Genomic DNA, 12,909 nt, shown 5'->3' with positions numbered 1-12,909 from the left:
GACCACTCGCGCGGCAGGCCTCAGGGTTACCGAAACACGGTCAGCCGGGCGCTCCGGCACAGCCGTCACCGCTGGAAGACCATCGACCGGACACCGATCCGCGTCGCCGGAGATCTCCTCTCCTTCCGGAAGGTCGAGCGTCCACTCGTGGTTCAAATCGCATTGAAGTCTCCACCATATATTCATGCGTTCCTCTAATAGAACAGATGCAGGCCTTTTCCGCCGTTCGGAAGATGCGGCGCTTCCACGTTGAGATGCGGGCCGATAATTTTTTCGACATTCCCCCGACCGTCCTTGAAAACATGTCCGGTGAAGTCGTCCCGCCAGAGGCGCGTCCCATCGGCGCTCTTACGACCAATGACCTTATCGGAGTCTCTCATCCAGTACGGGCCGCCACGAAAATCTCTAGCCCGAATCGCAACCGAATTCGAACCCATATCTCCAACCATTTCCGAAGCCGCTTGTCGCGCTGAGCGGTGACTAGGGAATTTGTATCCGCCTTCCACCACGGCACCGCCGTGGCGGGCAGCAACCGCTGCGTCTCTGCAGTTGTGGACGAGGACGGGAGCGCTGCCGGCCAGCACATAGTACGTGTGGATGTCCTCGACGGTGAGGTTGTAGACGGCGGTCACCTGCGTCCAGTGCCGTGTCCGCACCACAGTCAGGGTGTCGCCGTCGGGCGTCGCCACCTGGTCACCGGCCACGAGTTGCCCGGCGTCGATCCACCGGCCCTCGTCCTCCACCCAGAACGGGTGGCCGTCGGTGGCCACGATGTCGGCCGTCGCGTCCCCGGCGTCGCCGTCGGTGTCGACGGTGACGTCGACCAGGTCGCGGTGGCCCTGCCCCTGGATCAGGCGACTCACCGGCTTGGCCTCGGTCTCACCGGTCTCCGGGTCGGTCGCCAGCACCTCGTCGTCGAGGTCGACGTCCTCGATCGCCTTCGTGGTGCCGTCCGCGAGCAGCACCAGCGTGCCGGCCACGAAGCTGTTGGAGAAACAGTCCCGCGCGGCGGTGGACGCCCCACCACCCTGTGAGGCCCGGCTGCCCGGCGAGGCCCCGCTGGCCTTGCCGGCGCGTGCCGCGCCGGCACCCCGGCCGGCACCCTTGCCGGCGAACATGTCCAACGCGGCCACCGTGAGGTTGCCGGCGCACTCCGGGCCCGACTTGTCCTCACCACAGCCGACCGACTGCTTGACCGAGTCGCAGGCGGCCTTGTCGTTGTTGTAACCGCAGTCGCCGGCCTTGTCGAACTGGTCCGCCGCGGCCTTCGCCTTGCCACGAACGCTGTCGCAGGCGGCGTCGCTGTCACCGGAGGCGCAGTCGTCCACCTCGGCGTAGGTGTCCAGCGTTCCCTTGACCGTGTCCTTGATGCCGCTGGCGACGGTCCCGACGTACTCCTTGGCGGCGTCCAGCGTCTTGTCGATCCAGCTGTGGCCGTCCAGCTCCACGTTCGAGATCGGGTTGCCGCCGGCGAAGGCGTACCGGTTGCCGGTGTACGGGTCGACCGCCAACGCCAGGTCGTTCAGCGCCCCGTTGTAGGAGTCGCGGGACAGGAACTGGTTGATACCCGGGTCGTAGTCGCGGAAGCCCATGTCGTACTTGCCGGTGGACTGGTCGAACCGCTTGGCCTGGAAACGGTACGAGTTGTAGGGCACCCGATCCGGGTTGTCGGGGTTGTCGGCGTCCGGCTTGTCCACGCCGGTGAACTGACCGGAGTCGTTCTTGCCGTAGGCGGTGTAGCCGTACGTCGCCCGGCCGTCGCCCTTGTCGTCGGTGATCTGCTCGACGTCCGAGCCGCCGTCGTAGCCGACGTACGAGTCCTCCTGGCTGTTGTCGGTGTTGGTCTTGACCTGCGACAACAGGCTGCCGCCGGGGCCGCGCTGGTAGGACTTGACGACCTTCGTGCCCTCCAACTCGGCGGAGATGTCCGAGCTGAGGCCCAGGTAGGCGTACGTGGTGGTCTTGCCGCCGTACGTCCGCTCGACCTGCCGGTCCAGCGGGTCGTACTTGTACGTGGTCGTCTTGTTGCCCGGGTTCTTGACGTTGGTGACCACGTGGTCGAAACCGTCGTAGGTGTAGCTCTCCAGCGCGGTGCCGGCGGCGGTCACCGTCTTGAGCCGGCCGTACGGGTCGTAGGCGTAGGTCGCGCGCACGCCGTTCGTGGTCGCGTACTGCAGCCGGTTCTTCGTGTAGTTGTACGAGGTGGGGACCTCGCCGACGGTCTGCGACACGACGTTGCTGTTGGCGTCGTGCACGTAGCTCTCGGTCGTCGCACCCGCGCCCGTCTTGGTGACCGAGCGGACCCGGTCCTGCGGGTCGTACGTCCAGGTGGTCGTCGTGTCCAGGTAGGCCGTGCGGTTGTCCGCGTTCTGCTTGCGCGAGACGTCCTTGGACTTCTGCCCGTTCGCCGCGTACTCGTAGGTGTGCTGGTTGACCAGCGTCCCGGCGGACTTCTTCTCGGCCTGGCTCTGGACCGCGCCGTTGAGGAAGTAGGCGTAGGTGACGACGTTGCCGTTGCCCTTGGTCTCGGTGTCGGTCTGCCCCCGCTTGGTGTAGGTGTACCGGGTGTACTTGGGCTTCGGGTCGGTCGGCGAGGTCATGTTCTTGATCTCGGTCGCCAGGTCCCGCTGCGGCTCGTAGGTGTACTCGGAGATCTGCGTGTCGTGCGTCCGGCGCTTGAGCAGCCCGTTGGGCTCGTAGCTGAACGTGGTCGTGTTCTTGACCGTGCCGGATTTCTTCTCCTCGACGCTGGCAACCTGGTTACGCGGGTCGTAGGAGATGACGTATGTGTCGACCGTGGCGCCGGTGCTGGCGTCCGACATCTTCGTCAGGTTGGCGTTGACGTCGTACTCGTAGCTGAAGTCCTTGCGCGCCGTGCCGGAGCCGGCACCGTTGTCGGCCTGGGTCTTCTTCTTGCCGTCCGGGTGGTACGTCCACAGCATCTCGCGCGGGTTGCCGCTGGCGCCGGTGACCGTACGGGAGGTCTGCGCGCCGTTGAGGTCGTACTTGTAGGCGGTCTTGATGTTCCAGCCGACGTCCTCGGAGGTCCGCACCCAGCCGGTGTCGTAGAACGTCTGGACGGTGTCGTTGCGGGTGCTCTCCCCCTGCGACGGCGGGGCCGAGATCCGCTCCGGGTTGCCCACCTTGTCGTAGGTGTAGATCGTGGTGGCCGGGGTGGTGAACCGCTCGTCGTCGCGGTCGTACGGCTGCTGGACCTCACGGACCCGGTTGAGCTTGTCGTACAGGGTGACTGTGGTGAAGTCGTCCGGGTCGTCGGCCTCGGCGGTGTCCACGCCGCGCGGGCTGACCTGGGTGGTCCGGTTGCCCACTTCGTCGTAGCCGTAGCGGGTGGTGCGGTAGGTGATCGTGCCGTTGGCCGAGGAGTAGGGCACCTTCTGCTCGATCAGCGCGGACCGCTCGTCGTAGCTGAGGAGCGTCTTGTTGCCGTCCTGGTCGGTCGAGGACTTCGTGTTGCCGTCCCTGTCGTACGAGACGGCAGTGGTGTTGCCCTTCGCGTCCACGGTCTCGATGACCCGGTGGTTCGCGTCGTAGTTGTACTTGGCGGTGTAGTCGGTGGAGTCGGCCGTCGCCATCTTCCGCTGGTCGGCCACGTTGATCATGTTGCCGACCCGGTCGTAGTCGATGTGCACCCGGCCGTTGGCGGCGTCGGTGACGTCGGTCAGCTGGTTCAGCTCGTCGTAGACGTAGACGGTCGCGAAGTCGTTCGGGTCCGTCGGAGTGAGCATGCCGCGTGGCTCGGTGATCTTCGTGACGTTGCCGACGGGGTCGTAGTCGTACTTGGTCGTCGGCGCGTCGGACGTGCTGGTGTCCTTGGCGGTGGTGACGGTGCTCGTCCGGTCGAGCAGGTCGTAGGTGGCGGTGGTCACCGCACCGGTGGCGGAGGTCTGCTGGGTGACGTTGTCGTTCTTGTCGTAGACCGGTGCCGGGGTGGTGGCGTAGACACCCGCCGCGCTGTCCACCGGGATCTTCCTGGTGGTGGGCCGGCCGAGGATGTCGTAGCCGTACGTCGACGTGTGCTGCTTCGCGTCCGTCATGGTGGTGACGGAGCCGATCGCCGAATAGGTGTAGGTGGTGTCGTTGAGCAACGCGTCGGTGATCGTCCTGGGGAAACCGTTGGCGTCGAAGCTCGCGTACTTGGTGACACCGTCGTTCGCGTCGGTGGCGGTGAGCATCCGCCCGGCCGCGTCGTACGTGTACGAGGTGGTGAAGTCACCCTCGGTGCTGGTCGCCGTGCCCTTCGGGTCGGTCACCGAGGTGACGTTGCCGACCGCGTCGTAGCCGAACTTCCAGTGCCGGCCCTCGGCCGAGTACTTGTCGGTGAGTTCGGCGGTGTGACCGCCGAGCCCGAACCGGTAGTCCATCCGGATGCCGGGGGTGTTGTTCTTGACCGCCTCCGCGTCCCGGACCTCCAGCGGCAGGCCGGTCGCCTGGTCGTAACGCCAGGTGGAAACCGCGTTCTTGGCGTCCTCGAGGCGGACCACGTTGTTGTCCGCGTCCCAGCCGAGCAGCGTGACCTCGGCCTTGGCGTTCGAGATCCGGGTGCTGCGGCCGTAGCCGTCGATCGTCGTCTCGGTCGCCCGGCCCTTCGGGTCGGTCACCGTGGTGACCACGCCCGTGCTCGCGCCGCCGTCCGGGTCCTGGTACTCGAACAGGGTCGACCGGTTGAGCCGGTCCGTCATCGTGTTGACCTTGCCCTGCTGGAACGCGTCCCCGGGATCGTTGTAGGCGATCTTCGTGTTCGAGTTCCGCGGGTCGGTGACCTTGATCAGCCGCGCGTTCTGCGCCCCCTGCGACTCGTCGTAGGCGTACCCGAAGGTCTTGGCCTCGGCCGTGCCGGCGCCGTCGGTGACCTCCCGGAGCAGGCCGGTGTCGCTGTAGACGAAGGAGAGCGTCCGGCCGCTCACGTCGGTGACCGACTTGAGCTGACCGATGATCCGGAGGTTCTGGAGGTTGGTCAGCGACTGCCGGGTGCCGGCGACGAAGGCCGTGTACGCGTCGCCCGGCTCGTAGTAGTCGAGCGTCAGCGTCTGCCGGTTGTCCGGATCGGTGAGGTGACGCAGCACCGCCGCGTTGCGGTTGCCGACCTGCTTGCGCTCGTACGCGAAGCGCAACTGGTTGCCGTTGCGATCCCGCACGGCCATCTGGTAGCCCTGCTCGTCGAAGACGAACTGGCTGCGGTCCGGCCGCGTCATCGTCCACGCCTCGGCGGGGTCGCCGCTGCCGGTGCGTTGCAGGTACAGGTGCACACCGGACGGCTTGACGTACCGCCAGTCGGCCGGGTTGCCGCTGCCGTTCTTGTTCAGCTCGAACAGGTGGGTGGTGCCGTCGCCGTCGGTCATCGCGACCTGTTGCGGCCAGGTGGCGTCCCCGCCCCGGAACTCCAGTGGCGAACCGAGCCGGACCGCGCTGGAGGTGGACAACGACCAGCCGAGGCCGGCCGACGAGGTGGAGGTGTCCTGGCTGTTGTACGTCATCCGGACGAACGTGGTGACGCCCCGGCTCGGGTTGTTGATCGGGTTGTAGCCGACCAGCGCGTTTCCGGAGAACTGGTTGACCAGCAGCGTCGAGCCGGCCCCCGTGCCACCGCCCGCGTACTGGTAGAACTTCTCCAGCCCGAGCTGGTCGGAGGTCGGGTCCTCCACGGCGACCGACTGGTCCAGCGGGTCGATCTGGGCGGTCTGCGACAGCCACTGGTTCGTGGTCTTGTTCCGCAGCTCCCACTTCAGCACGTACGGCTCCCGGCGGTCACCGTCGCTGCCGGACGTCGGTGCCTTCACCGTGCCGTTGACGGTGACCACGCCACCGGGCGCCTGCGCGGACGGCAGCGGCGTCTCGATCGGGTCCGCGCTCACCGCGGTGCCGTCCTGCCGGGTCCACCGGTACGACAGCACCCAGTCCGACGGCGACCACACCGACGACGTGGTGTTCGTGACGGTGACCGGCACCAGGTACTGGTCACCCGGGACCATCCGGCCCGGGGTGGTCGGCGCGTAGTAGGTCCGGTCGCTGGTCGGCGCGGTGAAGATGACCCGGAGCCGGGGGCGCAGCGACGGCTCGGCCGCCTCGGCGGAGAGGAACAGCACCCGCTGCTCCGCGCCGGCCTCGTCGGCCTGCCGGATCAGGACGCCCTTGTTGGTGGCGGCGTCGTCGATCCAGCGTTGCACCAGCGGTCCGGCCTCCCAGTTCGTCCACCCCGGATCCCCGTTCAGGGAGCCCACCGTGGACTGGACCGTCGACTCGGCGTCACCGCCCGGCGTGGTCCAGGCGGTGCCGGTCTGGGCGCTGTTCCACGTCGAGGTGGTCTCGCTGAAGCCGCGGGTCAGACCGCGTAGCTGGAACTGCTGCTGGCCGACGCCCGTCCCCTCGCTGTACCAGCCCCAGAGCCCGACCTGGGCGTTGATCACCTTGGTCTTGGCGGGCAGGCCCGTGACGTTGGGGAACTTCAGCACGACGCGGCTGGTGCCGTAGATCGAGCCCTTGTTGCCGACCTGGAGTTCGCCGCCGGCGTCCAGCGTGTCCCAGTTGTTGTTGGGCTTGGCGCTGGTCAGCGTGTTGTCGTCGGCGCCGGTGAAGAACTTGATCACCTGGCCGGCCTTTGGCAGCCGCACCATCTGCGTCTGCGCCGGGAGGACCGTGCCGTCGCGCAGCCGGGCCGCGACCATGTAGAAGTAGGCGTCACCGAACTGGCCGGACGAGTTCGCCGGGGTCGGCGTCGCGTGCGTGTCGGCGTAGCTGGTGCGACCCGGCCGTACCGGCGCGACGAGCGTGGCCGCGCTCGGCATGAAGTTCTGCGTCCGGCTGGCGTGCACCTGGTATTCGAGCAGGTCGTCGTCCGGCGACGAGGACGGGTCGGCGTAGGTCGACCAGGACAGATCGGCGCCGGTCGCGCGGACGGTGTTCACCGGGTTCAACGCGACCCCGGGGCGTCCCCAGGTGAGCACCAGCTTCGGGCCGTGGTCGTCCTCACCACCGTAGGAGAAGTCGCCGGACTCGTAGCGCGGGCCGCCGTTCTTGTTCGACTCGTCCTTGCCCTTGACCATGAAGCCGTGGTTGGTCGCGGGGTCCCCCAGCCAGCCCTGCACGATCGAGCGGACGCTGTAGCTGTGCCAGGCGTTCGTCTGGTGCGCCGGCTTGGTCACCTCGGCGCGCTTGACGAAGCGCACCCCGTCGGCCACCACCGTCTTGCCGGCCACATCGCCGAGGACCACCTTGTGGGTGGTGCCGGCCTTGAACGCGTACGAGCCGATCGACACCCACGTGCCGTTGCCGGAGCCGGTGGTCTGGTTGACCGTCTTCACCACCGAGCCGCCGTCGTAGTGGACGGTGTACGGCGCGTTCGTCGCCCGGTTACTGCCCGGCACGTAGTGCACGAACACCTCGTACTGGCCGGTCTCGGTGAGCCGGGGCACCCAGGTGAACGTCTGCCCCGTGGTGGAGTCGGAGTTGTAGCGGTAGGCGCCGTTGAGCGCCTGGCTGCGGTCGGTGCCGGTGGCACCGGGCCACTCCCCGCTCGCGGTGACCTTGGTGGCGTCCGCCTCGTCGACCTGCTCGCGGTTCTCGCCGACCTCGGCGAACTTGCCGCCCATGCTGTCCCACGTCGCGGTGCTCTCGTTCCACGCCGCTGTCACCCGGCGCGCCTCGAACGCCATCGAGTAGTCGTCCGCGCCGCCGTGGGTCTGGTCGAAGTACATCTCGAGTTGCGCCGAGTCCAGCACCGTGTTCGCCGGGACCTTCGACAGGTCGAACTTCGTCAACGACCGGAAGGTGCCGCCGCTGGAAGCACCGGCGGACAGCCGCCAGGTGCTGTCGAAGTTCTCCGTCGGGCCGCCGGAGGCGAGCATGACGTCCTGCGCCTGGCCGAGCGTCGGCTGGATCTTGATGGTGGGGTCGATGACCACCGGGTACTTCCGGTCCGGGCTGCGCAGCCAGGCACCGTCGGCGCTCACCGTCACCACGGTGCGGCCGCCCTGCTGCTCGATGCGCTGGGTGACCTGGTAGCTGACCCGCTTGCCGACCACCGAGCCCGGGTCGTCGGCACTGTCGTACATGTACGGCCGCGGCATCGTGAACAGCGGCGGGCCCTCGCGGTCGGTCGCGTAGAACGACACCGAACCGTCGGCGTGCGCGACCGGCCGCACCTTCCGCGTGTCCAGCGTGAACGAGTACGTCGCCGGTCCGCTCGGCGGAGCCGCCAGCACGATCTGTTCCTTGACCGCCGAGCGGGTCACCTCGTAGACCAGGTCCGCTCCGCCGACCGCACCCCGGTAGCTGACCCGCGTACCGCTCGCGGTGGGCCGCAGCTCACGCCGGTCCCCGGCGAGTCCGAGCGTCAGCCCGTACGCGCCGGTCGAGTAGGACAGCACCCGGTCGCTGCGGTCACCGAACCGGGAGACGAACGCGTTGCGGGTGGCGGCGTACGGATATCCGGCAGTGGTGCCGGCCGCGATCGCAGGCCGGATGTCCTGCCAGCGGCCGTTCCCGTCCCGGTAGTGCACCGGTTCGCGGCTGACCTCCGCCTGCGTCCGGCCGTCGGCGAGCTGGAAGACCTTGCCGGTGGCGGTACGGCGGTCCGTGAGTTCGCGGACCCGCCGGGGCGCGGGTATCGGGGCGGCGGGTACCGGCCGGGCCACCGACGGAAGCACCTTGCCCGGCCCGGGCGGGGTCGCCGGCAGGTCCCGGCCCTTCACCGCGGGCGGGCGGAGCACCGTGCCGGGGCGCGGTTCCGGTTTCTCCTGGCCCGGTGGCCGGGCCTGTGCCGGGGCGCCGGAGACGACCAGGACGGCACCGATCACCGCCGCGAGCAGACGGCGGGCATGACGTTGACGCATGCGTGTCCTCCATGCGGAGCGCGCGAAAAGGGCGTGACGAGTCCCGGCACGTGACGTGCCGTTCGTACTGCCGCGAAGGAGAATCCGCGCACGCGCATGCGTGTGCCGACACCGCGACCAAGCTCTGTGAGCGAGTCGGTTCAGCGCCCCCCGTGGGTGCCGGAAGGAATCTAACAACCTTCGATGTCGCGGAGCAATAATTGTCGTCGATCAATTTTGACGCGACGAAGCCCTCTCACCACTTTCTGTGAGAGGGCTTCGTCGCGCGGGTCAGCCGAGCCGGGCGACCGCGTCGCGCAGGCGGACCAGGTCGCGCCGGCGCCGCTCGTAGGTGGCGGCCAGCCCGATCAGCAGCAGCCCGCCCACGCCCAGGAAGGGCCAGCGGGGCAGCAGCTCCCAGCCCCGGGCCAGCTCGTGCAGCGCCAGCGGCACCAGCGTGGCCGCGCCCAGCACCACCGGTGCCTGCCAGCGCCGGGCAGCCCCGCCCAGCACCACCGCCACCGCCGCCGCGCCGAGCGCGAGCCGCCGCCACGGCTGCGGCTCACCGAGGGCCAGCACCGACACGAGGCTGGGCAGAAACGCCGCACCGAGTCCTGGGCCGAGCGTCAGCCAGCTGGTCAGCCCGGGCCGGCGCCGCAGCGCCAGCAGCCCGGCGCCCAGGGCGAGCGCCGCCGCCGGCAGCGTGTACGCCTCCAGCACGACCACACCGCCCGCTGCCAGCAGCAGCCACCCGCCGACCAGCTCGCTGCCGGCGGCCACCACGGCCAGCACGCGACGCCCGCCCGGCGACTCGCCCCGGCGCGGCACCCTGAGCGCGACGGCCGCGCCCCAGAGCACGCAGACCGCCGCCGCGTGCCGCAACGAGCCGCCGGCGAGCAGCAGCGCGAGCAGCGCCACGGCCTGTGCCGCCGCCTCCATCGCCCACGCGACGGCCTGCCCCGCGCCGACGCCTCCCGGCCCTCGGACCACGCGCAGCAGCGGCACCGCGTGCAGCGTCACCGCCGCGACGGCCAGGGCCGCGAACGCCCCGGTACGCAACGGCTGCCCGGCCGTGAGCGACGCGACGACGGCGAACCCGGTGGCCGCCGCGACGGCGCCCAGCCACCCCACGATCCGGACCACCACCGGCCGCCCGGCCACCCCGGTCACGGCCCCGGCCAGCACCAGCACGCCGAGCGCGGTGAGCGTCCCGGCCCGGGTGGCGAGCAGGCCGCCGAACCCGGGAACGGCGAGCACCACTGCCAGCGGCACGAGCACCGCCCGGTACGCGCCGGTGAGCGCGGTGGCTAGCAGCGCGGCCAGCCCGATCCCGAACGCCGTCGCCGGCACCACCGGCCAGGGCGCACCGGCCGCCGCCGCCAGCACCGGCAGCGCCACCGCGCCGAACGGCGACGCGGCGACCCACCACGCGACGCGGCGACCCGTCGCGGCGTACGCCCCGGCGGCGGCACCCAGGATCAGCAGCACCAGCCCGGCACGGGCGGTCGAGGCGGACGCCGCCGCGACGGCGGGCACTCCGGACCCGGGGCGCACCGGCAGGTCCGCGAGCAGCAGCAGCACGGTCCGCGCCGTGGCCAGCAACGCCACCACGGCCAGCGCGGCGCCCACCGCGCGCGGGGCGGCCGCCGGCCGGGAGCCGCCCCCGGCGGCGAGCGCCAGCAGGACTCCCGCCGCCGCGTAGACCGCCACCGGCTCCCCGCCCGGCGCGACGAGCGGCACGAGGCCGGTCCCGGCGAGCGCCACGGCGAGCCCCGTCGAGGCGTACCCGCTCAGGTCGGGCCACAGGCGACGGACGGCGAGGTGGACGACGACCGGCACCACGACGGCGGCGAGAGCGCCTCGCAGTTGCCACCACAGCGGCGCGCCGAGTCCGAGCAGCGCGACGGCCACCGCCGCCGGTAGGGCGACCAGCGCCACCGCGAGCGCGACGCCGCCCACCACCGGCTGCGCGCCCAGCCCGCGCCGGCCCAGCGCCGCCAGCGCCACGCCGAGCAGCGCCGTCACGGCGAGCACCACCACCGCCCCGACGGGCGCGGCGGCGCCGACCAGCAGCGCGTGCCCGAGCAGGACCGCACCGGCCGACGCGGTGACCGGGACGACGACCCGTCCCCCACGCGGCCGGGCCACCGCCCCCAGCAGCAGCGCGGCGGCCGTCGCGAGGTCCACGACGAGCACCAGCGGCCACGGCGTCGCCGTCACGGCCGGCGCGGCGAGCGCGACCAGCCCGGCGGTGATCGCGCCGACCAGCGGCCGACCGGTCCGGGGCGTCAGCAGCGCGACAGCGCCGGCGGTCAGCAGCAGAGCGACCGGGAGCTGCCAGCCCCAGGACGGGGCCGGTACGTCCTGTCCGCCCTGCCAGGCCGGGAACGAGTCGATCGCGGTGGCCGCGCCGACCAGGCCGGTGAGCACGACACCGACCTGGCCCAGCGCGGCGGCCACCGCGAGCGCGCCCACCCGGGGACCGGTCCGGACCGGCACGGGCAGCGCCCGGACCGCACCGGCGAGCGCCGCCACCACGAGACCGGCGGCGAGCAGCAGCAGCCCCGGGCGCAGTTCACCGACCGGCCGGATCAGTGCGAGGGCGAGCACCGGCACCAGCAGCCCGGTGGTCGTCGCACGCCAGATCCGGCTGCCGGCCGCGAGCGCGCCGGCGACCACTGCCAGCGCCACCACCAGCAGCGGGCCACCGGCCAGCAGCGGCACGCCCGCCGCGTGGCCGACCGCCAGCGGCACCAGGGCGCAGCCGGCCGCCACGACCAGCGCCACGCCGTGCCCGGTCCAGCCCAGCACCCGCCCGGCGGCCGAGGCGGTGGGGTTGCCGGAGGTACGACGGCGCAGCACGACCACCACGGCGAGATCACCGAGCGCCACGGCGGTCAGCACCAGCGCCCAGCCGGCGGCGGTGGGCCGGAACGCCGCAGCGGCCAGCGGCAGCACCGGCTGCGCCAGCAGCCACGCCGCGAACCAGGGTGCGGTGAGCCGGCTGACCAGCGCGTATCCGGCCGCCACCACAGCACTGACGGCCGCGACGAGCGCCGCGTACCGGCTGCCGGGCAGGCCGGTCACCCCGAACAGGTCCACCGACCAGGCGGCGTACCCGTCCAGGACCACCAGCAGCAACGCCACCGAGGCGAGTGTCTCGGCGGTGCCGCGCAGCCCGCGCGCCCGGGCGACGAGCGGCGCGGCCAGGGCCAGCGCGGTGACCGCCAGCAGGATCAGCGCCCGGCCAGTCACTCCGAACGTGGCCCAGGCGACAGTGGTGAACACCACGGCGGCGGTGCCGAGCAGCAGTCCACCGAGGACGAACAGCAGGCCCTGCACCGCCCGGGTGGAGGTTTCCGCGCCGCCGGGGCGTACCGGGGCGGCGGGCGCGACCGCGCGCGGCGGCGGCGCGGCCACCGGGAGCGGCGCGGGGATCTCCTGGCGGATCCGGGCGGCGAGCGCCGCCCGCCGCTGCCGGGCCGTGCCCAGCCGGCCGGACAGGTCCTGGTACGCGAGCCGGGCCGCCTCGACGCGCGGCACCAGCTCGGTGATCTCCCGGTCCAGCCGGACCACCTCGGCGGCGGGCGGATAGGGCGGACGGCCGCAGCCGCGACATCCGGCGACGAGGTCGGCCGGGGCGCCGCATCCGGGGCAGGGGTAGCCGGTGTTCTCCACCCGACCAGCTTCGTCAGCGACGGAGCGGACGGACAGAGTAGGAATACCTAGGGCCGGGTCTGCTCGTGTACCCAGGCGGTGTAGCCGGGGTTGCCGCTGTCCTCCCGGCTGACCAGGATCTCCGGCACCTCGTACGGGTGGTTGGCCCGGAGCTGGTCGACCAGGGCGTCCACGCGGTCCGGCGCGGTCTTGAACCGCACCTGCCACTCGACGGTGGTCTGGATCGCCGACTGCCACCAGTAGGTGCTGTCCACCGGGCCGCCGACCTGGGCGCAGGCCGCCAGCCGACCGGCGACTGCCGCGGCTGCCAGCACGTCCGCGACCCCGCGGGCGTCCACCACCGTCGTCACCACGCAGATCTGCTCCACCAGCGCACCCTACGCGGCGGACCTGGCACCGCGCT

3 protein-coding genes are annotated in these 12,909 nt (G+C 71.2%); all 3 read right to left on the bottom strand.

Annotated features, from left to right (window positions below; genetic code table 11):
* Window positions 1–194 precede the first annotated feature (194 nt).
* The gene (locus tag O7607_RS17415; RefSeq protein WP_269704260.1) at window positions 195–8,849 is read right to left on the bottom strand and encodes a DNRLRE domain-containing protein; all 8,655 of its coding nucleotides are present in this window, start codon (window positions 8,847–8,849) and stop codon (window positions 195–197) included.
* Window positions 8,850–9,119: 270 nt separating this feature from the next.
* Window positions 9,120–12,506, bottom strand: coding sequence for an SCO7613 C-terminal domain-containing membrane protein (locus O7607_RS17410; protein WP_269704258.1), 3,387 nt, complete (start codon window positions 12,504–12,506; stop codon window positions 9,120–9,122).
* A gap of 47 nt (window positions 12,507–12,553) precedes the next feature.
* Complete coding sequence (cutA, locus tag O7607_RS17405) at window positions 12,554–12,874, bottom strand: divalent-cation tolerance protein CutA (RefSeq protein WP_269704256.1); 321 nt, start codon at window positions 12,872–12,874, stop codon at window positions 12,554–12,556.
* Window positions 12,875–12,909: the final 35 nt, after the last annotated feature.

The organism is Micromonospora sp. WMMA1949, assembly GCF_027460145.1.
Taxonomy (GTDB): domain Bacteria; phylum Actinomycetota; class Actinomycetes; order Mycobacteriales; family Micromonosporaceae; genus Micromonospora.
Note: the sequence above shows the minus strand (reverse complement) of the source record. Positions and strands in the feature narration are given on the sequence as shown.